This is a genomic window from Methylobacterium sp. 10 (genome assembly GCF_000519085.1).
GTDB lineage: Bacteria > Pseudomonadota > Alphaproteobacteria > Rhizobiales > Beijerinckiaceae > Methylobacterium.
In genome coordinates this window covers 1,915,893-1,939,267 of record NZ_KI912577.1, presented here as the reverse complement: position 1 = coordinate 1,939,267, position 23,375 = coordinate 1,915,893, and the positions used below count along the sequence as shown (strand labels likewise).

The window sequence follows — 23,375 nt, the reverse complement described above, 5'->3', positions numbered from 1 at the left end:
GGCGGTCAGGAAACACCCAGTGACCGAACGCGCGCATCCCTATTCCTCCTCACTGCAGCTTCAGGCCCTCTCGGCCCTGAACGAGCGGACACGCGAGATCTTCCGGCAGATCGTCGAGAGCTACCTCACGACGGGCGAACCGGTAGGGTCGCGCAACCTCGCGCGTATCCTGCCGATGGCCCTGTCCCCGGCCTCGATCCGCAACGTCATGGCGGATCTAGAGCATTCCGGGCTTATCTTCGCACCCCACACCTCAGCCGGGCGCCTGCCGACGGAACTCGGCCTGCGATTCTTCGTCGACGCCATGCTTGAGATCGGCGATGTCGGACGCGAGGAGCAGGAGCGGATCGAGGCGCAGATGCGCGCCGCCGCCTCGGGCCACACATTCGAGAGCGCCCTCGCCGAAGCCTCGTCGATGCTGTCTGGCATTTCGCGCGGGGCGGGCGTGGTCGTCACGACCAAGACCAATGTTCATCTCAAGCACATCGAGTTCGTGCGGCTCGATCCCGCCCGTGCCCTCGTCGTCCTCGTCTCCGACGACGGCTCGGTGGAGAACCGCCTCCTCGACCTGCCGCTCGGCCTTCCAGCGGGCGCCCTGCAGGAGGCCTCGAACTACCTCAATGCCCGCCTGCAGGGGCGGACCCTCGGAGGCTTGAGAGCGGAGATCGAGGCCGGCCGCGAGGCGATGAAGCGCGAACTCGACGTCATTACCGAACGGCTGGTCGATGCCGGCCTCGCCACCACAGTGGGTCCTTCCGAAGCGCGCCAGCTCATCGTACGCGGCCAGGCGAACCTGCTCGACGACCTGCGTGCGGTGGAGGATCTCGAGCGGATCCGCCTGTTGTTCAACGATCTCGAGACGCAGAAGGACGTCATCGAACTCCTCTCCCGCGCCGAGGGCGGCGAGGGCGTCCGCATTTTCATCGGCTCGGAGAACAAGCTGTTCTCGCTCTCGGGCTCCTCGATGATCGCGGCGCCGTTCCGAGACGGTTCGCAGAAGATCGTCGGCGTCGTCGGCGTCATCGGTCCGACCCGGCTCAACTATGCGCGGATCGTTCCGATGGTCGATTACACGGCAAGGGTTGTCTCGCGGATGCTGGATCGAGGCGGTCGCTGAGGGGAGCCGCGCTGGCTAGCCTCGGCCGAGTTAAGAATGTTTCGCAAAGGTGCCCCCGGTTCGGCGTTCAAGAACCTGCGACACGTCAAAGGTCTGTGCGAGGGGATGCGTCGGCTTGCTCCTGCGAACCCGCTCAGAGATCGTTGAACCAATCGTCGACGACGGCCCCGGCTTCGGGGAGCGATGTCGAGGCGCCGGATCGGACCCTCGCCCGGAGGTCGGCGGGGGAGTAGCCGAAAGCCTGCTGGAACGCCCTGCGGAAGCTGCGCTCCTGACGGAAACCGAAGCAGGCCGCGATCTCGGTCATCGGAAGGTCGGTCTTTCGCCTCGCCGCGATTTCGCGATGCGCGCGGGTCAGGCGCAACCGACGAATGACGCCAGCAACGTCGCCAGTCGCACTCATCAGGCGGTAGAGCCGCGAACGCGACAGACCGAACTGCTGACAAATCAGGGCGGCATCGAGATCGGGATCGGCAAGGTGATCGTCGATGAATCGCCGGATCGCCTTCATTATCTCGGCGTCCGGGTCGACGCCGATGACGAGGTGCGGAACCGTCTTGCTGAAGCAGGCTGCGAGGAGAAGAAGGCTGGCGCGGCCCGCCAGCGCGGCCTTCGCGGGCGTGAGCATCTCGGGCAGATCGAGCAGAGTGCGGATATGTGAAGCGACGATCATCGCCTCGGGAGTGTCCGGCTTGAAGACCCGTCCGTTGATCGGCTCGACCGGTCCCATCCTAGCCTCGAGAAGACGGCGCGGCACGACCAGAGCTGTGAACGTAACGTCGTCCAGATGATAGTGGGCGGCGCTGGATAGTTTCGTGACGGACAGTGAGCCGACATCGAAGGCCATCTGGCGCCGACCGCAGGCCCCCACGCCCCGGCCAGACTCCCAACCGTTGAAGAAAACATGGTCGAGGCCGGTTCGCTCGGCGACCTCCTTCGTGCGGACGAGGGAAAAGGCTGTCGTCGTGATGCGTCCGACCATCACCGGCCCGAAGCGCCGCCACGACGAGTCACTCGTGAAACGCCGGGCCTCCTCGGGCTCCACGCGGACCTCGCCGGACGTCTTCATGAGTTCCTGCCAAGCGGCGACCCGATACGTGGCATCGCCATCGATGAGCCGGATGCTCTGCCTCACCGTGGCTGAACTCATAGACGAAAATTCCGCGACAAACGCTGCCGGACAATTCGTCCCAATTTAGCGAAATATCAAGTTGCTTTGTCCGGCATACCAGTGAGGCGATTGACGAGTCTGCAATTTCGACTTCAACAGTCTATTCGAAGCGGCAATCGTCTTCGAGACAATTTTGACCGCCAATGGCAAGCTTCCGTTTGAGTATTATGCGTAGAAAGCACGGGTTATGGAAAATTACATTATCAGATTTTCAAAGCCGGCTGCTCTTGCAGCGATCTGCGCCGTGTCGATATTCTATCTCACGAAAAGCTTCAGCGCTGCATTTGTTGTTAGCTTGGTGCCGTTATTGCTCGGATGGCTCGGGATCCTACAGGGATTCGCCTATGGATTGGCCGCCCTCGCCTTCCTGGTCTCCGCCGCATGGGCGGTCACACCCATTCAGGTCAAGATCTTCCTGAGCGACCAAGCGGTGCAGGCGGCAGAGGCCATGAACCAAGAGATGAAGACGAAAAAATAGGATCGCATGCCTTCGCTTGCGGAGGGCATGCCATTCGCACCGAACGACAGATCGGTGGATAAGCTGAAACGCGGAGGCTCCGAATCGATCAGGACCACCGATCCGGAGCCTTTGGACTTGGCTTCGCGTCACCGCGTCAAGGCGGTCGACACTGGTATCGTCACGGCTCGCACCGCGGCTGCGGACGATGGATGGAAGCGTGCGCCCATGCGGCGGCTCCCCTTTCGGGGATACCGCCGATCCGAGATCAGCCGCGAATGACGTCCACGATCTCGTAGGTATCCGGATCGACGATGACAATGTCGTCATCGACGAGGACATAGCGATAATCCTCGTATTCCGGCGCGATCCGAACGATATCCGGCGGAAGGTCGTAGAGAGTGTAGCTGCGGGCGATGGCGCTCCCCACCGTCAAGGCGAAGGCGCCCGCGGCAAGGCGTGGAATGCCGCGACGCAATACGTTCTGGCGGAATTCCGTGCGTTGCGGAGCACCCAGCCGGCCATAGGCTCCGCGCACGGCGCCACTGTCACCACGTCCCCCACGGTCTCCGCGCCTGCTACGATCCCCTCTGTCGCGTTCCATGCGCTCGCCACGGTCCGCCTTGCCGTCTTTCATGTCACGATCGGCCTTGCCGCCACGTTCCATGCGCTCGCCCCGATCCGGCTTGTCCTCACGATCTGCCTTGCCGTCACGATCGGGCCTGCCGGCATCGGTCCTGCCGCCCGGAACCGGGCGTTCACCCTGCTCCATGCGGCCATTCCGGTCGTTGCCGGCATTGCTGCCGCCGCGTTCCATCCCGGCAGCTCCGCCGCGCTCGCCCGCCGGACCACCTCGTTCCCCCGAGGAACCGCCACGCTCCGAGCTACCGGCGGCTCCGCCACGCTCCGCTCCGGCCCCACTACCGCCACGCATTCCGGCGCCACCGGCCGATCCCGCGCCACCGACACCGGCACCGGGCGCACCAGCCCCACCCGCGCCACCGCCCGCACCACCACCGCCTCCGGCTCCAGGCCCGCCCTGGGCAAAAGCGGTCGCCGCACCAACAGCCAAGACGGCAGCCGTCATCGTACTCCGCAAGAGCTTGCTCATGTCGATCAATCCATCTTTACGTTGAACTCAGCCGCCGATAGGCGCCGATACGAAGCCGAAACGGAAAGACCGGCAAAACCGTTCCTTGATTTTTAGACTATTGGCCTCCTCATCATGAAGCCTCCGAGGGCCAATCACGCTCAAGCTTGAAGGAAGTGAGTTTTCATTGGACAGCGACCCTGCTCCGTCCCTTGGACTCAAGTACATTGTTTAGTTCCGAGTAGCCAAAAGCCTGTGCGGGGGAGAGTGGCTGACATTTCCGACGCGCTGTAGAAAAGCCGCACTTAAGCCCTTGTGAATCGCTGACCGGTGCTTAACGTCGCCGCCCAAGAGACCTCCTTCGAAGGTCCTGCTCAGAGTCTGGGAGTCCACATGTCCGACGCTATCGCGATCGATCCTTCGCGGCCCGACGATCCCGAAGATCGCCGACGCCGCATCTTCGCCATCGTCGGCTCGTCGTCGGGCAACCTCGTCGAGTGGTTCGATTTCTACTGCTACGCGTTCTTCGCGCTCTACTTCGCGCCGGTCTTCTTCCCCGAGGGCGACGATACGAGCCAGCTGCTGAAATCCGCCGCCGTGTTCGCGGTGGGGTTCTTCATGCGGCCCATCGGCGGATGGTTGTTCGGCCGCATCGCGGACCGTCTCGGCCGCAAGACCTCGATGATGATCTCGGTGCTGATGATGTGCGGCGGATCGCTGATGATCGCCGTGCTGCCGACCTACGCCAGTGTCGGACATTGGGCTCCTGCCCTGCTGCTCCTCGCCCGCATGATCCAGGGCCTGTCCGTGGGCGGCGAGTACGGCACCAGCGCCACCTACATGAGCGAGGTCGCCCTGAAGGGTCAGCGCGGATTCTTCGCGTCGTTCCAGTACGTCACCCTGATCGGCGGCCAGCTCCTCGCCTCGCTGGTGCTGATCATCCTGCAGAGCGTCCTCACCGCCCAGCAGCTCACCGCCTGGGGATGGCGCATTCCGTTCTTCATCGGAGCGATGGCGGCCGTGGTCGCCCTGTTCCTGCGCTCATCGCTCGCGGAGACCGCCACGAAAGAGGACATGGCCTCGAAAGAGTCGGGCACCTTCGCAGCCCTGTTCAAGCATTGGCGGGCGTTCTGCGTGGTGCTCGCCTACACCGCCGGCGGCTCCTTGAGCTTCTACACCTTTACCACCTACATGCCGAAATACCTCTTCAACACGGCGCATATTGACAAGATCACCGCCTCGCAGATCTCCACGGCGGCGCTGCTTGTCTACATGGTGATCCAGCCCTTCTTCGGCTGGCTGTCGGACCGGATCGGCCGCAAAACCAACATGCTGCTCTATAGCGGGCTCGGCACGTTGATGGTGGTGCCGCTGATGACGGCCATCGGCGCCACCACCAACCCATACCTGTCGTTCGGACTGATCATGATCGGCCTCACGGTGATCAGCTTCTACACCGGCATCAGCGGCATCGTGAAAGCCGAACTGTTCCCGACCCAGGTCCGTGCGCTTGGGGTCGGCCTCTCCTACGCGGTCGCGAACTCCATATTCGGCGGCACGGCGGAGATGGTGGCCCTGTATCTGAAGCAGATCGGCTCGGAGAGCAGCTTCTTCTGGTACGTGACGGCGATGCTCGCCATCGCCTTCATCGGCTCGCTGATCATGCCGAACCCCAAGCGCCACGGTTATCTCGACGGCGACGGCACCGTGGAAGAGGCGCTGATGCGCAAGTCGCGCCTCTCGGCCGCTTGACCGGGCGCGCTTTGGGTCGACAAGACGCACGCGGTGCCAGCGCACCGCGTGCGTTTTCGTTCGAGGCGGCAGGATTCAAATCCCACTTGATCGACCTCCCGATACCGGAATCTGTCAAGAAATATTTGATGAAGCAAACCTGAACAGAATTTAAGGTGACTCAAGCACCAAGCAGCAGCACATTCAGGACTGAAGAGAGCTTCGGCGCGGACAGATCAGGAAGATCATGGACCCTTGCGCTGCTCAGCTTCAGAGGTATTGCTATGATAAAGACAAAGCAGTCGCTGCTTTCCTTGCTGCAACTTCGCTGCTCAGCGGTGTTGCCTTCGCCAACGACGCGGTGAGGCCACAGACGGCGGCGCCGATCGCGGCTGCACAGCAGGCGGTGGACCGGGATGTCGGGAAACTGTCGAAGGATGGCGCCCGGGCGTTCCGCGACCTGCACCTCGCCCGTATCGCCATCTTCGACGCCGATCCGACCCTGGCGAAGGACCTGATCAGCAAGGCGCAGGCGTTGCTCGTCAAGTCCAAGACCGACGAGGCGGTGTACACGAAGGCGGAGGCGGACCTGCGCGGCCCGGCCAAGCCTTCCGACACGCGCAAGGTGACGGGTGCTGCCAAGGCGGCCGATGCCGGGAAATCCATGGATGAGGAGAAGGCGACTGCTCAGCCCACCGTCTGGCTACCCATCGACGGGCAACTGACCCTCGGCGAGGATTTCGTCGCGACGCCGACCAAAGCCGCCGCAGTGGCGACCGCAAACAAGAGCCTGGAGAAGGGCGACCGTAAGGCGGCTGTCGACCAGTTGAAGTTGGCCGGCGTGGACGTGAGCTCCGTGCTCGCCGTCGCTCCGCTGAACCAGACAACGACCGACGTCGACCAGGCGGCGAGCCTCATCGGCCAGGGCAAGTACGACGAAGGCAACGCCCTGCTTGAGAAGGTGGAGGACAGCGTGCGCTTCGACCTGGTCGATGCGGTTGGCACGCCGCAGAAGGCAGCGGCTCCGGCGACCACTGGAACCGCGGCCGCGCCGCAGAAATGACGTCCTGACGCGGCTCCGCCGGGCCGGCGTGGCCTCCCCTTCCGGGATGCAGCGCCGGTCGTCACACGGCCGCTCGCCGCGCGGCGACCGGAACGCAGCACGCGTTGCACAGCAGACGGCCATTCCTATGGGTATCGGGATCAGTCTCGGGCTTATGGTCTCCGCCATCGCAACCGGGGTCGCATTCTTCTCAGGGCCGACCGGACACCCGGTCGCTGGACAATTGCCGAGCGACTGGGGCTGGAGCCTCGTCATGATGGGCACCGCGAGCCTGCTAGCCTCGAGGTATTTCGGCTTGCGCCGCATCACCGAACGGCCCTAGCCCTGCGGGCCGCTGTCAGCTCGCCTCGCCCATGATCGCCCGCCGTTGCCGGTCGAGTTCCTCGCTGTAGCGCTTGAGCGTGTGGCTTTCGGTGAGCAGGCCGACCACCCGCCGCGAGGCCTGGTCGTCCACAACCGCCAGCGCCTCACTCTCGGCACTATCGAAGGCCGAGGCCGCCTGCTTGGCGTTCATCCCGACGGTGAGGAACACGTCGGCATAGCGCATGGCCTCGACAAGCGCGGCCTCGCCATCGACGGCGGCGAGGGCATGGGCCTCGGGCACCAGCACAATCCCGGCATAGCGCCCGTCGCCGTCGACCAGCACGACACGCGAGGGTGAGCCGAGGGGATGGGCTTTCAGGAAATCACACAGCTTCATGTCGACCGGCGTGGTTTCGACCTCGCGGCGCATGAGCGCCCCCACGGTGAGCGACCGGATCCAGCCGATATCGTGCGCGCTGCGGATGCTCTCGCCGCGAAGGTGAAAGCGCCAGGTGGCGAAGGAATAGCCGAAGGTCTTCCGCACGGTCATCGACGAGGCGATCACGGCCACGAGGACGAGGCCGGTTATGGGAAAGCTGCCGGTGAGTTCGAGGGCGAGGAAGGTCATCGTCAGCGGGCCGCCGATGACCGCCACCGCCAGCGCACTCATGCCGATCACCGCATAGGCGAGCGGCGTGAGGCCGAACACCGCGAGGCTCTCCAGGCCGGACACTCCGTGGAGGCCGGACAGGCCGGGGATCGTCTCCGCCATCAACGCGGCAAAGAGTTTTCCCGCCAGGGCGCCGAGGAAGAGGGAGGCGAAGAACAGGCCGCCGCGAAAGCCCGAGCCGATGGAAATCGCCGAGGCCGAGGCCTTGGCCGCGAACAGCAGTGCCAGGGTGCCGAGCCCCATGGCGGGCATGTCGGCATCGAGATGAAGATGGAGCGCGCCGTGTCCGCCGGAGAGGATCTGCGGCGAGACCGCCAGGGCCAGGGCGCCCACACAGAGACCGCCGAAGGCAGGGGCGAAGACGGAAGGCAGACGGGTCGCCCGCACACCCTGCTCCACCAACGTGACACCGCGCATGATCAGGATACCGAGCCCGGCGCAGGCGAGACCGAGGGCAAGGCTCGGCAGGGTGTCGATTCCCGTGATCGCCCTGGTCGTCAGGGCATCGAACCCGTCGGCGGTGACGAGGGGGCTTTGCGTCACCAGCGTCTTGGCGACCAGACTACCGCACAGGGCTGCCACCACGACCGGTGTCAGGGTGGCAATGGAGTAGGTGCCGATAATGAGCTCGAACGCATAGAACGCCCCCGTGAGCGGCGCGCCAAAGGCAGCGGCAATGGCGGCGGCCGACCCGCAGCCCACCAGGGTCCGCAGATCAGAGCGCCGCATCTCGAAGGCGAGGCCGAGCCGGGAGGCAAGGCCGGCGCAGATCTGGGTATAGCCGGCCTCGAGGCCGACCGAGGCACCGCTGCCATTCGAGATCACGTTCTGGGCCGCCACGGCGACGGACCCCTTCACCGAAAGCCGCCCCCCATGCAGGGCATTGGCCTCGATCGGATCGACGATGGGCCGCTGCGGCCCGCCGCGCCAGCGAGCGAGCCCGAAAGCGATGAGTCCGAGAATGAGCCCACCTACGGCCGGACCGATCAGGATGAGGAGCGGATCCACATCCGTCGATGCGCTGAGGCGCACGCCGTGCGGCAGGCGATAAAGGATTTCGCGCAGGCCCTGTGTCGTAAGGCTCATGGCCGAGACCGCGATCCCGGCGATAGTTCCGACGCAGGCGGCCAAGATCACGAGGCCGAGCTCGCTGCCGCGTACCAGGGCGCGCAATCGGCTGGGCACGTGAACCAGCATCTGGCCGGCGGGAAATCCACGGCGCGGCGCGTTTCTTGGCTTCATCGACCGATGGGAAGGATTGAGACGAAAGGGGCGGGAAACACCCGGCACCTTACGGGCCAAAAGCTGAAGGCGTCGACCGGATTCCGGTGCGGGGTCTCCTCCACGGACCAATGAGTTTTCCCCATATCTGCATTCCCTGCGCCGCTGGCGCTTGAAATGCCCGCGGCCTCAGGATACATCGCAGCCCGAGTGCCGCTGTAGCTCAGTTGGTTAGAGCGCTTGATTGTGGATCAAGAGGTCCCCCGTTCGAGCCGGGGCAGTGGTACCATTCGACCCTCCGGGCGTCCGTGATGACGCTGAGCAGGGTGACAGTTGCGGACTCGCTGTACGGAGCCGAAGCGCTGCCTTTCCAGTCTGGACTTGGCGTGAGGTCCGATAGCCGGGCGCAATCCATCCCTTGAAAGACCAGACTGGGCGATACTGCCAGTGTCGGATGGGCTTGGCGCTGTGTCGCTTGGCCGGGTGATCGGCAGACCAGTGCCTCCGCTTACGGCCAAGCTGCCTCAAAGTGGCCACCTGCGCCACGGGATGAGCACAAGCCTAGCCGTTTTGTCGCCACAACTGTCCTCGTAAATGCCGGTGTGCGCCACCACACGGAGACGAGTCGATCAGATGCGGGTTCAGAAGGTCGGATCATCACGGATTTCCCCTCCCTCGCGCCGTTTCGGCGCTGGCGGTGACGTCGCGACATCTTCCGATGCCCTGACCCTCAAGAATCGAGTCGGCCGCGACCATGGCAGCCGTCCCGCACTCACGCGCTCCGTTATCGCGATGATGCTGGTGGCGGGCGGCCTCAGTGCCGTGGTCCTCAATGGCACCGGCACCAGCGGCTTTGGCGCCGTGGTGCAATCGGCTCAAGCGATGACCGAACTGTCGATGCCCAAGCCTAGGATTCAGTCGGCTGTGCCGTCAGTCCTCGACGCGGCGCCCACCGTGCTCACGGCGTCCTCGGCCTTTGCCGCCGTGCACGATCTCGATACCGAGATCGGCTCGAATGCGGTCGATCGGGTCTCTTACGATTATCTGCTCACCGAGAGCGCCGTCGGCGATCCGAACGACATCCTCGAATTCGGTCCGATGAAGATCCGGCGTCACCTTGTGCAGAAGATCGTCCGCGCGGCACAGGCCGTCCAGACCGACCCTGTCCTTCTGATGGCGGTGGCTGACAAAGAGTCGAGCTTCATCACCGAAGTGCAAGCCAAGACCTCCTCGGCGACTGGCCTGTTCCAGTTCATCGAGCGGACATGGCTTGGCGTGGTGCGCGATTTCGGACCGAAATACGGATTGACGCAGGAAGCGGCCCTCGTGGTCTCCGGCGATAATGGCAAGCCGAGCGTAGCTGATGCCGCCGAGCGGACCCGCATCCTCGAATTGCGGCGCGACCCCTACCTCGCTGCCCTAATGGCGGGCGAGATGCTTAAGCGCGACGCAGCGCGAATCTCCCTGCGCATCGGCCGCGAACTCACCCTCGGTGAGGTCTACCTTGCACACTTCCTTGGGCCGGACGATGCCGAGGAGTTCCTCGCCAGCGTGGTCGACAAGCCGAAATCGGCCGCGGCACAGATGCTGCCGGGCCCGGCACGCGCCAACCGCACCATTTTCTTCGCAGCACAGCGCGGTCGCCGCAAGGCCGCGAGCCTGTCGGTGGCGCAGGTCCACGAGAAGTTCGAGACGATGATGAGCACCCGCGGCGCGCGCTACCGCGACGTCCGCTCGCTCTCGGGCGTGATGGCCTACGCCGACGCGTCGGTCGAGTAGGCGTACGAGACCGCTTCCCCTCGTAATGGTCTCCGCTGGCGGCACGGATCACCCGCCGCGCGACTGCTTTTCCCCAACGCCGGCCCTCTTGTTGCCCCCGAGGGCAACTGACGCCGAACTCCCGACGTTGATCTTACGGTCGCACACTTCGGTGCGGAGGCGGATTACGAAAGTCGGAGGGTGACGTGCTCGATCCAAAAGGCCCTTTGAAGGATCGGTCTCCCACGCCGTTCAAAGCCACCCCCGCCAAGCGCGCCGGTCACGACACGCTCGCGCCCAGCCTCGCCCTGGATCAGATCGGCGAAGCGCTCGCTTCCTTCTACGACGACCTGATCGCCGAGGGCATTCCCGAGAATCTGGCGGCCCTCGTTCGCCAAGTCCCTTCGACGGCAGCGGTGACCGAGCCGGTGCCCGTCGTCTCGGCGCCGGTTCGCAAGTCCGGTCGCCTCGCTCTGGTGGTGGAGGACGACGCGTCGACGCAAGGTCTGGCCGTCGCCCTTCTCGATGAGACCGAACTCGACACGATCGGTTGCGCCTCGGCGGAAGAGGCACTCGCGGTGATGCGGGACCGGGGCGGCGACGTTGCCCTCGTCTTTGCCGATATCCAGCTCTCCGGGGTCATGGACGGCCTGCAACTGGCACGGGCCGTAGCCATGCTGTGGCCCACGGCGCGGATGGTCGTCACCTCCGGCCGACGCGCCCCGCGACCGGATGCGCTTCCGGAAAGAGTGGTGTTCATCCCCAAACCATGGCGACCGCAGGACGTTCTGGTGGAGGCCGAGCACGCCACCAGCAATCCTCCACCGGCCGTGCCCTGAACCTTGGACTCCGTACCGAGTCATGGCCCGGAGCGGAACGCTCCATCATCGACGAACATCGCTGTCGAACAGGCTGACGGGCCATTGCCATGGCGATGATATCCAGGACAATGCTGCGCGGGGGTGGGGGTGGATTCTGGTTCCACCCTGGAGTTGGGCGCACCTCTTGCATTGCCTCGATCCAAGAGAGTGGTACCGACCGGTGCCGCGGAGCCCGTGAACGTGCCGATACTGTCCGTCCGACACATCACCACGTACCGTTACCGCCAGCCCGTCGGGCTGGGCGAACACCGAATCATGTTCCGGCCCCGCGACAGCTACGACCAGCGCCTGCTCGCAGCGACCTTGAAGATCACGCCCGAGCCCTCGTCCCTGCGCTGGCTTCACGACGTGTTCGGCAATTGCGTCGCGGTGGCCACCTTCCAGGGACGGGCCTCGTCCCTCGTCTTCGATTGCTCGATCACCCTCGACCATACGCCTGAATTGGCGCCGGAATTCCCGATCGCGCCGCATGCGGCTTACTACCCCTTCGGGTACGGGGCCGACGACATGCCCGATCTCAGCCGTTCCATCGAGCGCGAGCATCGCGATCCGAAGAACGAGGTGGATGCCTGGGCGCGCAGCTTCGTTCCACCCGCCGGCCGCGTGGGGACGCAGGAGCTGCTGGCCGAGATGACGCGCCACGTCCGGCGCAATTTCGCCTATCTCGCCCGCTCGGAGAAAGGCGTTCAGGATCCAGTCACCACCCTGCGCCTCAAGCGCGGAAGCTGCCGCGATTTCGCGGTTCTGATGATCGAGGCCGTGCGTGCCCTCGGAATGGCCGCCCGCTTCGTCTCCGGCTACCTCTATAATCCGCGCGGGGACCGCAACCGCCATGTGGGTGGCGGCTCGACCCATGCCTGGGTCCAGGTCTACCTGCCGGGCGCGGGCTGGATCGAGTTCGACCCCACCAACGGCATCGTCGGCAACCGCGACCTCATCCGCGTCGCCGTCGCGCGCGACCCGCGCCAAGCGGTGCCGTTGCACGGCTCCTTCTTCGGATTTCCCGCGGACGATCTCGGCATGTCGGTGAGCGTCGAGGTCGACGAAGTCGAGCCGAGTTCCATCGAACAGCGCACACCGGATCCGATCCTCGTGCGTTGAACACGATCACGCCCCTGTCGTCGGATGCGACCGGGTTCAGACCAGACTTTTGCAGACATGGGGCCATTACGATGAAGATCAGGACTGGGTTCGACATCGCCTTCGAATCGGTTCAGCCGACGCCCATGATCCTCGAACTGAGCGTGCATCCGTCACGCATGCCGGATGTGATGACCCCGCACGTCATCAGCTTCAATCCGCCCATCCCCTTCCAGGAATACCGGGACGTCTACGACAACATCTGCACCCGCATCGTTACGCCGGTGGGACGCCTCGACATCTCGGCCGATTTTACTGTCTATGACACGGGAATGCCGGACGAATACGCTCCTTACGCGCAGCAGATCGACGTCCAGAACCTGCCGAGCGACGTACTGGTCTACCTCCTCGGCAGCCGCTACTGCGACACCGACAAGCTCTCGGAGACTGCCTGGTCGCTGTTCGGCGGGACGATGCCGGGCTGGTCGCGGGTTCAGGCCATCTGCGACTACGTCCATGACCGCATCCGCTTCGACTACATGCTCGCCGACGCCACACGCACCGCGTGGGACGGCTTCATGCAGCGACAGGGTGTGTGCCGCGACTTCGCGCATCTCGCCGTCGCCTTCTGCCGCTGCATGAATATTCCCGCGCGCTACTGCACCGGCTATCTTGGCGATATCGGCATCCCGCCCGTCCCCGACCCCATGGATTTCTCGGCCTGGTTCGAAGTCTATCTCGACGGGCGCTGGTACACGTTCGACGCGCGCCACAACACGCCGCGCATCGGCCGCATCGTCATGGCGCGGGGTCGCGACGCCACCGACGTCGCCATCACCACCAATTTCGGATACTCGCACCTCGCCCGCTTCGACGTGCATACCGACGAGGTGTACTGATTTTGGAAGCTCACGTTAACGAGACGTGAAATCTGCATCGGGGGGTGGAACCGCGGGCCTACGCTTACGCTTGTATAGCAAAGGTTACCGTACAGCCAAGGCATCCGACCATGAAGACGTTGGCGACCGCTTTTGCAGGCATCATGGGTGCTTGCATCCTCGCTTCCACCCCCGTTCTCGCCGCCTCCTCCTACGATCCGTTCGGAACGGGTGGCGACGATTACTACTCCGAGACCGAGTACGCTCAGCCCTCCTACGATCCCTATGGCTATCAGGGCACCGTCGGCCAGGGCGCTCAGGCCGCTCCGCAGGCCCAGGTCGCGCCAATCCCGCGCGAGATCGTCGGCTTCAACGGCGCATATAAGCCGGGGACCATCGTCGTCTCGACCGCCGAACGGCGTCTCTACTTCGTTCTGCCGAACGGCGAGGCCATTCGCTACGGCGTCGGTGTCGGCCGCCCGGGATTCACTTGGTCGGGCACCAAGACCGTCACTGCCAAGCGGGAGTGGCCGTCGTGGACTCCCCCGGCTGCGATGATCGCCCGTCGCCCCGACCTGCCGCGCTACATGGCTGGCGGCGTGGAGAACCCGCTCGGCGCCCGCGCCATGTATATCGGCAACACGGAGTACCGGATCCACGGCTCCAACGAGCCCGACACGATCGGTCAGGCCGTGTCCTCCGGCTGCATCCGTATGACCAACGACGACGTCACCGATCTCTACGAGCGTGTAAAGGTCGGCGCCAAGGTCGTCGTCCTGAACTGAACCCCTCGCATCGTCACAACAACGCCGCGTCATCGCAGGATGGCGCGGCGTTGTTCGTCGCGCCTTAGGGGACGACGCGCCCCACCGCCGTCTGCGGTGAGCTGAACGACGCTATCGGCATGTCGCAGAAACAGCGCGCGCCGAGGGGACGCGGCCCCGGCAGAGGACAGGAATAGGGCTGCAGGCCGCTGATTCCCGATTGAACCGCATCGCAGTTCAGGCCCACGGCCCGGCGGGGCGGCGGGCCGCGATCCTCGTAGTAATCACGGCGCGGCGGCGGACGATAATAGCCTTCGTCATCGTATTGCGCGCTGGCGGCGCCAGCGGAGAGCACACCAGCCAGAGTGAGGGCCAACAGGCCGAAACGCTGGGCGGAGCGCGAAAAACCAGGTCGCATGGAGGTTCGCCCTCTTCGACGAGCCCGAAATCCGGGCGGGGCGCCAGGGTTATGAGACCGCTCGCCGCGGTGCAAGCGCCGTGTCGCACGTCGTTCGCTGCCGTCGCCGACGGGACTGCGGCACCGGCGATTGCGCGCCTTTCAAAGAACCGTGAGGGAGGCGATCGGCAGCCACTCTTCCAGTTCGTCGCCGTCGACGTCGCCATCCACGAACCAGCGGCACAGTGCCTTGTCGTCCACAATCTCGACGACGGTCATGGTCGCCTCGTTGTCGTCCGACCCCACGTAATCACCCGGCTTGATGGTCATCGATCCCCGTTCCCCCGATCTTCGCTGCCTGTCCATCCTGAGCTTTAGTCTCGATGCTTTCGAGCAAGGCTTCAGCACCGCACCGGGCATAGCCTCGGGAACGATGCGGGAGTTTCTTATGCCGTGCCGGCTCCTCTGAGAACTGCCTCAGCCCTCGCTGTCTCGGTCCGGATCGTCCTTCCGGACATCTGATGTTTGTAGGCCGGGGCGGGCGCGCATCAGGCTGATCTAACCAGAAACCCGACGATCCGGCGGACCAGGGGCAGGACCAGGAGAAGCGTCGGGAACGCCACCACCCAGGACAAAGCCCAGGCCGGCGACCAATGCTCAAGGAAAGCCGCGTCGGCCCCCAAGGTCTTGTAGGTGGCGATCGCCGAGACGACGAGCGTCATCAGCACCGAGAGCACCAGCGGCATGATCAGCCACTGACTGTTCGGCGGCAGGCATCCGCGGAGACGGAACGATTGCAGGCGGTTCATGATAACCCGACGTCTGGACCGTAATACGAGGCAGCACTGACACCGACCGGATGACGGATCGGAAAATGCGTTGCTTGACGTCAGACGCTTACGGCACGCGCTTGGCGCGGCGAAACTTGACTAGGACAGCTTGGCCGGGACCGTCAATAATCGAATATCGAGCCGGGTCATCGAGCCCGTCTTCCGAAAAACAGCGAGGCCCGCCTCACCATGCGGGCGGGGCGGGCCTCTATCGTCGGACGGATCAGATCCGTCCCACCGTGAGAATGTCAGGAATTGGCGTTGCGAATGGCCTGCTCAGCATCGGCGCCGGCCTTGCGGGCGGCTTCGGTACCCTGCTCCATCGCCTTGCGGGTGTTCTCGGCAGTCTCTTGCATAGCGGCCTTGGCCTTCTCGGCACCCTGTTGCATGGCGCTCTGCGCCAGGCCGCCGAACTCCTTGGCCTGGGCCTGGATCGCAGCGAACTGGCTGCGGACGAACTCGGCCTGATGCTGCATGGCTTCCTGCAGGTCGCGCGAGCGAACCAGCTTCTGGGCGAGGTCGAAGGCGGCATTCACGTTCTGCTCAGCGAACTCGAAGCCGCGGGCGGAGACGTCATGCGCACTGGTGCGGGCCGTGTCGGCCGAGCCCTGGACCGTGTCTGCGGTGCGACGAGCCGCACCGATGAAGGAATCGAAGGCCTTGCGGGCCTGATCGACGCTCTTTTCGGCAAAATCGCGCATCTCAGCAGGCACTTCATAGTTCGGGGTGTTGCTCATGTCCGTCTCCTCTGAACTTGCTTGTTGATCGTTTGTTGTGCGCTGCACAATAACACATCGCCTGCCCTATGCCACCCTCGTGCGTGGCATTAAGGATGACAAAAGGTAAACGCGCACCGGCAGCGCTTGGTGTCTATATCGGCGGCGCGTTGCGGGTAAAAAAGGGTGCGAATCACTGACATGCCAGGCGAAACGGGTACGGATGTTCGACAAAGGGGCTGAAGAACCGACGTCCGGCCCCGACCCGGACCTCGGCAATCTCGTCAGACATTGGAGTGGTGATTCGCGGTTCGGGCTTCGCCTGAGCGCCCCGGACGCGGCTTGGCTCGTTCTGGACGGGACGGCGGAGCGGATCCTGCTGGCTTCGACGGCAGCGGACCGCCTCTTCCAGGCGATGGGCGCCGACAAATCGGGGCGGCTCGTCGATGCGATTCGCTTGAGCGACCAAGTTCGCCCGCGCAGCCTGCCGTTGGATCGACCGACTCTGATGAAGCTGCGGTTCGAAACGCGCCGTCTCGGCGCGGCCACGACGTGTCTCGTGTTGCGGACGAAGGATACGTCGGGGCGCAACCTCCTGATCGTTGCGCTTCTGGACCGCTTACCGAACCACCGTGCATCGCCGCAGAAGGGCATCGTGGAGGCCACTCCCACTCAGACCGATGAAGCGACGGCGGTCGCGGAGTATTCTCCGGCCGCGAAAGGCGCGCCTTCATCGCAGGACGCCTCGCCTTTGCAGACCGGGCGCGTGGTATGGCGTAGCGATGCCGACGACAGGCTCACCGACATTTCCGGGGCGGCCGCCGCTTCGGTCAAGCCGGCGATGCTCGGCAGAACGTGGGCCGCCCTGTCCCAGACCCGTACGCTGCTCGATGCAGAGGGCCTTCTGCTCGCCCTCGCCCAGCGCCGCACCTTCCGAGCGATCTCCGTCACCCTGCAGGCCGACGGGGCGCCGGATGCGATGGATCTCGACATTTCCGGTACGCCGACCCGGTGCGTCGGAGACGACTTCGCCGGTTTCAACGGCTTCGCCATGGTCCGCCCCTCGGGGTCACCCTCCGCCCAGGATGCCGTGACGAGCCCGGAGGGTGCGGAAGCTTCCCCCGACCAGTCTCCGAGCGACCAACCCGTATCGGAGATGGAAGGCGGCATCGGCGCCATTGCCGATACAGCCGAAGCGACGGCCCCCGTCGCCGCGCGGCCCGAGACTACGGGGTCGACCGTTTCCTCCGGGGTTCCGGCAACCGAGACGGCGGTGCTCCCGCCCGTCACCGAACCCTCGACCGGTCTCATTGCCGACGAGGCGAGCGCAGTGGCGGACACGGCTCCCCCCCCCGCCCCGCCGCCGGTCGTTTCGGAAGCCGACGCGCTGCCGGAACAGGTCGCGTTCGATTCCGAGCCTTCGTCCGACGCGCAGGGCGGCTGGCCGACGCTCCAGGACCCTCACCTGTCCAGCCACGAGCATGCGGCGTTCCGCGAGATCGCCCGCGCCTTGGGCGCACGCTTTGCCGGCGATTCCGAGGCCGATGAGCAGGTCACGACGTGGGACGAGCGCCCGGCCAGCGGATCGGTGACCCCGTTCCCCACCGCCATGGCACGCAATGCCGAACCGGCTGCGGAAGGCCCGAACGCCACCGTGGCGGCGACGCTCGAACGGTTGCCCGGCGGCGTGATGATCTATCGCGACGACAGAGTCCTCTTTGCCAACGGCCGCCTGTTGGGCATGGCCGGGTTCGCCGATCTGGTCGAACTCACCGCGTCGGGTGGCCTCGACAGGCTGTTCGGAGGGCTCGTCCCGCACGAGCGGTCTGCGGACGGCGCGCCCGCCCTCCTCACCACCCGGACGGGGGACCGCCTGAGCGTCGACATACAAGCGTCCGAACTCGACTGGGCCGGCGCGCCGGCCCAGTTGCTCCTCGTCCGCGATGCGGTGGCGGGAGAGCCGGCCCGCGAGCGCGCAGCGCTGCAGATCGCCGATGCCTTCGCCGGAGCCCGCGCCGCCGACGCGCAGGCCGTACTCGACAGCCTGGAAGACGGTGTCGTCACCCTCGACCGGAATGCCCGGATCATCGGGCTCAACCGCAGCGCGGCGACGACGTTCGGTCTCGACCCGCGCGAGGTCGTCGGTGCCGGCATTCTCAGCCTGTTCGCGCCGGAGAGTGCCGTGGCCGTCCTCGCCAGCGTCCATGGCATCGCCGGCCCGGCACAGGCGGCTCTGGCGCAACCGACACCCGACGTCATCGCCAAGGCGGCCGCCGGCACGCTGCCGATGCTGATCCATGTGACGCCACTCGCCGGACGGGACGATGGCCGCATGGTCATGACCGTCCGGGACGTGCGCGCCACCAGAAGCGTCGAGGCCGAATCGTCGAACGCCCGGCGCGCGGCGGAATATGCCAGCGCGCGCAAATCGGATTTCCTCGCCCGCATCAGCCACGAAATCCGCACCCCGATGAACGGCATCCTCGGCTTTGCCGACATGATGCTGTCCGAGCCGTTCGGCCCCATCGGCCATGAACGCTACCGCGACTATCTCGGCGATATCCACGCCTCGGGCAGCCACGTCCTCAGTCTCGTCAACGACCTGCTCGACCTCGCCAAGATCGAGGCCGGGCGCCTCGACCTGTCCTTCGAGGAGGTGCCCCTCAACGACGTCGTCACCCATTGCGTGGCGATGCTGCAGCCGCAGGCGATGCGCGACCGGATCGTCCTGCGCACGAGCTTCTCCCACGACCTGCCGCCCCTGGTCGCCGACGAGCGCTCGTTGCGGCAGGCCGCCCTCAACATCATCGCCAACGCCATCGCCTTCACCGAGGCCGGCGGGCAGGTCATCGTCTCCACCACCCTGGCGGATCGGGGCGAGATCGCCCTCCGGGTACGCGACACCGGGATCGGGATGAGCCCCGACGAGGTCGAGACCGCCCTCGAACCGTTCCGGCAGGTCGCCGTGGCGGCCTCGCACAGGGGGCGAGCGGATGGGCGAAGCACCGGTACCGGCCTCGGCCTGCCGCTCACCAAGGCCCTGGTGGAGGCCAATCACGGTCGCTTCCGCATCGAGAGCCGGAAGGACGAGGGCACCCTGGTGGAAATGCTGTTTCCGCCCCAGGCGGCGGTCAGGACGGCCTGACCACCGCCTGGTGCGGGCGCGGGCTCGTCTCACGGCCGGGCATCTGCCATCATCGGTCGGCCATGTGGCGTGGGTCGCGCCTGCGACGCGCGGCCTGCGGAGGACCGGGCTCGATGCACTCTCCATGACGAGACGCCGCTTGCCTCCGACGGCCGTGACGGCCCTGATCCTGGCGCTCTGCGTGCCGGCGGCAGCCGCCGAGCCAATCCGCATGACCCTCCTCACCAACCGCACGGGCCCCGACGCCGCCATCGGCGCGCGGATCGCCAACGGCGTTCACGATTACCTGGAGATGCTGAACCAGCGCGATGGTGGGATCGGCGGCGTACCGTTGCGGGTGGAGGAATGCGAGGTCGCCTCGGAGGTGGAGCGCGCCCGCGCCTGCTACGCCACCGCGCGGGCGGCCGGAACGGTTCTGATCACGACGCCGGACCGAGGCATCACCCACGACCTGCTGGAACCGGCTGCGCGGGACCGGATTCCGATCCTGTCCCTCGCCGACGGCTTCCCGGCCGGGACGCGCGGCGACCTGCTGCCATGGGTGTTCAACCCCTCCGCCACCGTCCTCGGCGGCATCACCATCGTGATCCGGTATCTCGCCAACCGGCTCGGCGGACTGTCCGAACTGCAGGGCCTCTCCATCGGCCTCGTCTACAGCCATGCGGGTGCCGACCCGTCCGCCCTCGCCATCCTGCGGGAACTCGGCGCCCGCTATGGGTTCTCTACACCGCTCTTCGCCGATGACGAGACCGAGGCCGGCAAGGCCGCCCTATGGACACGCATCGCAGCCGCGCACCCCGACCATGTCATCCTTCTGGGCCAGGGCACGCGGAGCGGCGCTTCCGTCGATGAAGCCCTGAAAGTCGGCTTCCCGCCCGACCGGATGATCGCCCTGCGCTGGCCCGATCAGGACGGCATCCGCCGCACCGGGTCGGCGAGCCGCGGCTTCAAGGAGGTGAGCCGCCATGCCTTCGGCGATGCTTTCCCCGCCTTCGATGCCATCGACGCCTTCGTCGCCGATCGCGGATTGTCCTCGACGCCGAAGGACGGATCGGGCGAGACCCACTATAACCGGGGCGTCTACAACGCGGTGCTCGCCGCCGAAACCATCGCGGAGGCCCAGAGAGCACGGCGCGGCGCGCCCTTGCGCGGCGAGGACGTGCGCCTCGCCTTCGAGGCCCTTTCCATCGACGACGGCCGCTGGAAAGGGCTCGGATTGGCGGGCTTTGCCCACTCGGTCACCTTCTCCTGCCGCGATCACGGCGGCCGACCTTCCGGCTTCGTGCAGGTGTGGGACGGTGCCAAATGGCTTCGGGCGGCCGAGGGGGTTCCGCAGATGAACGATCTCGTGGAAGCTCGCCTCGATGCGGTGGTGGCCGAGTTCCGGACAGTCAATCCGACGCTGTCGGCCCGTACCGAGCCCTGCGGGTCGCCTCCCTGACACGAGGCGAGCTCGCACTCGCGCCCCGACGCGGTCTTTTCCGGCGCCGCTTTGCGGCGGGAAGCAACCCCGGCGCACCCCATCCGTTCTTCCGCGAACCATGGAGAAGCGCGATGCGTACGACACTGAGACTTCTGGCCGCCGGCCTTTTCATGACCGGAGCGACCGCCGCTCTAGCCCAGTCGAGCGGCACCCCGACGACGGGGCAGAACCTCGACTCGGCCGGCTCGTTCCGCAACATCGCCCCCACCGGCGTCACCAAGCCGCCTGGCGCCGCGGCAGCGCCCGACACACCGATCAAGCGTGACGACAGCAGCAAGCAGCGCAAGTCGGAAGGTTCGGGGATCAAGGGGATCTGTATCGGCTGCAACTGACATGCAGGCCCCCGATGTCGAGGAGTATTCCCCCAATTGGGGGGTGTCGGCGCTGTTGGATCATGCCCCTTCGCGCTTGCGATAAATCTGCTCCTGCGCATAAGAACAAGGTGGAAGTCCCGGCTGCGCGGTTTTCGCGATACGATCGGGCACCAGCAGGGAAAACGTCATGGACGAGAAGGTGGTCGACGTCCGCGCGGCCTGGATCGACGGCGCGCATGTGGACGACGCCGGATATCAGGCGATGTATAAGGCCTCGGTCGATGATCCGGCCGCGTTCTGGGGCGAGCACGGCAAGCGGATCGACTGGTCGACTCCGTACTCCACCGTGAAGAATACGAGCTTCGCTCCGGGCAACGTTTCGATCAAATGGTTCGAGGACGGCAAGACCAACGTTGCCTACAATTGCATCGACCGCCACCTCGACACCCGCGGCGACCAGGTCGCGATCATCTGGGAAGGCGACGACCCGAACGACTCCAAGCACATCACTTACCGTGAGCTTCATTCGGAAGTCTGCCGGATGGCGAACGTGCTGCGCAACCGCGGCGTCGGCAAGGGTGACCGCGTCACCCTCTACCTGCCGATGATCCCGGAAGCCGCCTATGCCATGCTGGCCTGCGCCCGGCTCGGGGCGATCCATTCCATCGTCTTCGGCGGCTTCTCGCCGGATTCCCTCGCAGGCCGCATCGAGGGTTGCGCCTCCAAGCTCGTCATCACCGCCGACGAGGGTCTGCGCGGCGGCCGCAAGGTAGCGCTGAAGGCCAATGTCGACGCCGCCATCGCCCGCCTCGGCAAGGATGCGGTGGACCATGTGGTCGTCGTGCGCCGCACCGGCAGCGCCGTTCCGATGGAGCCCGGCCGCGATGTCTATTACGACGAGGCCGCCGCCCAAGTCACCGACGAGTGCCCGGCCGTGGCCGTGGAGGCGGAGCACCCGCTCTTCATTCTCTACACCTCCGGCTCCACGGGCCAGCCCAAGGGAGTCGTCCACACCACCGGCGGCTATCTCGTCTACGCAGCGATGACGCATCAATACGTCTTCGATTACCGCGAGGGCGAGGTTTACTGGTGTACGGCGGATGTGGGCTGGGTCACGGGCCATAGCTACATCGTCTACGGGCCGCTCGCCAACGGTGCCACGACCCTGATGTTCGAGGGCATCCCGACCTATCCGTCGACGTCGCGTTTCTGGGACGTGGTGGACAAGCACAAGGTCAACATCTTCTATACCGCCCCCACGGCGATCCGCTCGCTCATGGGCGGCGGCGAGGGCCCGGTGAAGAAGACCTCGCGGGCTTCGCTCCGCGTTCTCGGCTCGGTGGGCGAGCCGATCAACCCGGAAGCCTGGGACTGGTACTACCGCGTGGTCGGCGACAGCCGTTGCCCCATCGTCGATACGTGGTGGCAGACCGAGACCGGCGGCATCCTCATCACCCCGCTTCCCGGCGCCACCAAGCTGAAACCCGGCTCGGCCACGCGACCGTTCTTCGGCGTGCAGCCGCTGATCGTCGATGCCGAGGGCAAGGCGCTCGACGGTCCCTGCGAGGGCAACCTCTGCATCGCGGATTCCTGGCCGGGCCAGATGCGCACGGTCTATGGCGACCATGAGCGGTTCGAGCAGACCTACTTCTCCACCTATCCGAACCTCTACTTCACCGGTGACGGCTGCCGCCGGGACGCGGACGGCTATTACTGGATCACCGGGCGCGTCGACGACGTCATCAACGTCTCGGGCCACCGCATGGGCACGGCGGAGGTCGAATCCTCCCTCGTCGCCCATCCGAAGGTGTCGGAAGCGGCCGTCGTCGGATACCCGCATTCCGTGAAGGGACAGGGCATCTACGCCTACGTCACCCTGATGGAGGGCGAGGACGGTTCGGACGAGCTGCGCAAGGAACTGGTGGCCTGGGTCCGCAAGGATATCGGCCCCATCGCCTCGCCGGACCTGATCCAGTTCGCCCCCGGCCTGCCCAAGACCCGCTCCGGCAAGATCATGCGCCGCATCCTCCGCAAGATCGCCGAGGACGAGTTCTCGTCGCTGGGCGATACCTCGACGCTCGCCGAGCCGGCCGTGGTCGATGACCTGATCGAGAACCGCCAGAACCGCGCGTCCTGATCCCCGAACTCCCGCAACGAAGCGGCGCATCTCGAAGGAGGTGCGCCGGTCGCGTCCTAAGCAGGTTTAGCGAAAGTGGTCACCGGTTTGCACTCTAGAACCTGCGACACGTTAAAGGCTTAAGCGAGGTGAAGCATTGGCTTGCCAATGCGAACCTGATCAGCCGGAT

Annotated in this window: 20 protein-coding genes and 1 tRNA gene; 14 read left to right on the top strand and 7 right to left on the bottom strand. The window is 65.5% G+C overall.

What is annotated here, in order from left to right; genetic code table 11:
• The first annotated feature begins 19 nt into the window (after positions 1–19).
• Positions 20–1,117 (top strand): heat-inducible transcriptional repressor HrcA, encoded by a 1,098-nt coding sequence (gene hrcA / locus K368_RS0108895; protein ID WP_036266128.1) that lies wholly within the window; start codon positions 20–22, stop codon positions 1,115–1,117.
• A 133-nt stretch (positions 1,118–1,250) separates the two neighbouring features.
• Here hrcA and K368_RS0108890 read toward each other — a convergent pair whose 3' ends face one another.
• Positions 1,251–2,267: an AraC family transcriptional regulator gene (locus tag K368_RS0108890; RefSeq protein WP_027172079.1), complete on the bottom strand. Its 1,017-nt coding sequence runs from the start codon at positions 2,265–2,267 to the stop codon at positions 1,251–1,253.
• A 208-nt stretch (positions 2,268–2,475) separates the two neighbouring features.
• Between K368_RS0108890 and K368_RS0108885 the strand changes: the two genes are divergently transcribed.
• Positions 2,476–2,766, top strand: coding sequence for a hypothetical protein (locus K368_RS0108885; protein ID WP_027172078.1), 291 nt, complete (start codon positions 2,476–2,478; stop codon positions 2,764–2,766).
• Between the two features lie 247 nt (positions 2,767–3,013).
• On the opposite strand, the gene K368_RS0108875 is transcribed toward K368_RS0108885, so the two are convergent.
• Positions 3,014–3,562 carry a DUF1236 domain-containing protein gene (locus K368_RS0108875; RefSeq protein WP_348625530.1) on the bottom strand — a complete coding sequence of 183 codons (549 nt, stop codon included), beginning with the start codon at positions 3,560–3,562 and terminating at the stop codon, positions 3,014–3,016.
• Positions 3,563–4,228: 666 nt separating this feature from the next.
• Between K368_RS0108875 and K368_RS0108870 the strand changes: the two genes are divergently transcribed.
• Entirely contained in the window at positions 4,229–5,587 is a 1,359-nt protein-coding gene (locus K368_RS0108870) for an MFS family transporter (RefSeq protein ID WP_027172075.1), read from the top strand.
• Positions 5,588–5,813: 226 nt separating this feature from the next.
• Complete coding sequence (locus K368_RS24295) at positions 5,814–6,629, top strand: YfdX family protein (protein ID WP_051439820.1); 816 nt, start codon at positions 5,814–5,816, stop codon at positions 6,627–6,629.
• Between the two features lie 337 nt (positions 6,630–6,966).
• On the opposite strand, the gene K368_RS0108855 is transcribed toward K368_RS24295, so the two are convergent.
• The gene (locus tag K368_RS0108855) at positions 6,967–8,799 is read right to left on the bottom strand and encodes a chloride channel protein (RefSeq protein WP_155935063.1); all 1,833 of its coding nucleotides are present in this window, start codon (positions 8,797–8,799) and stop codon (positions 6,967–6,969) included.
• 236 nt (positions 8,800–9,035) lie between these two features.
• Between K368_RS0108855 and K368_RS0108850 the strand changes: the two genes are divergently transcribed.
• From K368_RS0108850 to K368_RS0108825, 6 genes are all read left to right on the top strand, one after another.
• Positions 9,036–9,112: transfer RNA gene (locus K368_RS0108850), tRNA-His, on the top strand.
• 344 nt (positions 9,113–9,456) lie between these two features.
• Entirely contained in the window at positions 9,457–10,602 is a 1,146-nt protein-coding gene (locus K368_RS0108845; RefSeq protein ID WP_027172072.1) for a transglycosylase SLT domain-containing protein, read from the top strand.
• Between the two features lie 287 nt (positions 10,603–10,889).
• Entirely contained in the window at positions 10,890–11,420 is a 531-nt protein-coding gene (locus tag K368_RS0108840) for a response regulator (RefSeq protein ID WP_027172071.1), read from the top strand.
• A 222-nt stretch (positions 11,421–11,642) separates the two neighbouring features.
• Entirely contained in the window at positions 11,643–12,563 is a 921-nt protein-coding gene (locus K368_RS0108835; RefSeq protein ID WP_051440028.1) for a transglutaminase family protein, read from the top strand.
• A gap of 71 nt (positions 12,564–12,634) precedes the next feature.
• Positions 12,635–13,441: a transglutaminase family protein gene (locus K368_RS0108830; protein ID WP_018045137.1), complete on the top strand. Its 807-nt coding sequence runs from the start codon at positions 12,635–12,637 to the stop codon at positions 13,439–13,441.
• A gap of 110 nt (positions 13,442–13,551) precedes the next feature.
• Positions 13,552–14,205, top strand: a complete 654-nt coding sequence (locus K368_RS0108825; RefSeq protein ID WP_027172069.1) for a L,D-transpeptidase — start codon at positions 13,552–13,554, stop codon at positions 14,203–14,205.
• Between the two features lie 64 nt (positions 14,206–14,269).
• Here K368_RS0108825 and K368_RS0108820 read toward each other — a convergent pair whose 3' ends face one another.
• The 4 genes from K368_RS0108820 to K368_RS0108805 all read right to left on the bottom strand — a co-directional run bounded on the left by K368_RS0108820 (position 14,270) and on the right by K368_RS0108805 (position 16,148).
• Positions 14,270–14,602, bottom strand: a complete 333-nt coding sequence (locus tag K368_RS0108820; RefSeq protein ID WP_027172068.1) for a hypothetical protein — start codon at positions 14,600–14,602, stop codon at positions 14,270–14,272.
• A 141-nt stretch (positions 14,603–14,743) separates the two neighbouring features.
• Positions 14,744–14,911, bottom strand: a complete 168-nt coding sequence (locus K368_RS27040) for a hypothetical protein (RefSeq protein ID WP_197030999.1) — start codon at positions 14,909–14,911, stop codon at positions 14,744–14,746.
• A gap of 218 nt (positions 14,912–15,129) precedes the next feature.
• Positions 15,130–15,390 (bottom strand): DUF2798 domain-containing protein, encoded by a 261-nt coding sequence (locus tag K368_RS0108810; protein ID WP_027172067.1) that lies wholly within the window; start codon positions 15,388–15,390, stop codon positions 15,130–15,132.
• Positions 15,391–15,659: 269 nt separating this feature from the next.
• Positions 15,660–16,148, bottom strand: coding sequence for a phasin (locus K368_RS0108805; RefSeq protein WP_027172066.1), 489 nt, complete (start codon positions 16,146–16,148; stop codon positions 15,660–15,662).
• A 202-nt stretch (positions 16,149–16,350) separates the two neighbouring features.
• Here K368_RS0108805 and K368_RS24290 point away from each other — a divergent pair, with 202 nt between their 5' ends.
• The 4 genes from K368_RS24290 to acs all read left to right on the top strand — a co-directional run bounded on the left by K368_RS24290 (position 16,351) and on the right by acs (position 23,206).
• Complete coding sequence (locus K368_RS24290; protein WP_051439819.1) at positions 16,351–19,272, top strand: ATP-binding protein; 2,922 nt, start codon at positions 16,351–16,353, stop codon at positions 19,270–19,272.
• Positions 19,273–19,411: 139 nt separating this feature from the next.
• Positions 19,412–20,713 carry an ABC transporter substrate-binding protein gene (locus K368_RS0108795; protein ID WP_245259542.1) on the top strand — a complete coding sequence of 434 codons (1,302 nt, stop codon included), beginning with the start codon at positions 19,412–19,414 and terminating at the stop codon, positions 20,711–20,713.
• Positions 20,714–20,826: 113 nt separating this feature from the next.
• A complete protein-coding gene (locus K368_RS0108790; RefSeq protein WP_027172064.1) occupies positions 20,827–21,087 on the top strand; it encodes a hypothetical protein in 261 nt (86 codons plus the stop codon).
• A 169-nt stretch (positions 21,088–21,256) separates the two neighbouring features.
• Positions 21,257–23,206, top strand: coding sequence for an acetate--CoA ligase (gene acs, locus K368_RS0108785; protein WP_027172063.1), 1,950 nt, complete (start codon positions 21,257–21,259; stop codon positions 23,204–23,206).
• Positions 23,207–23,375: the final 169 nt, after the last annotated feature.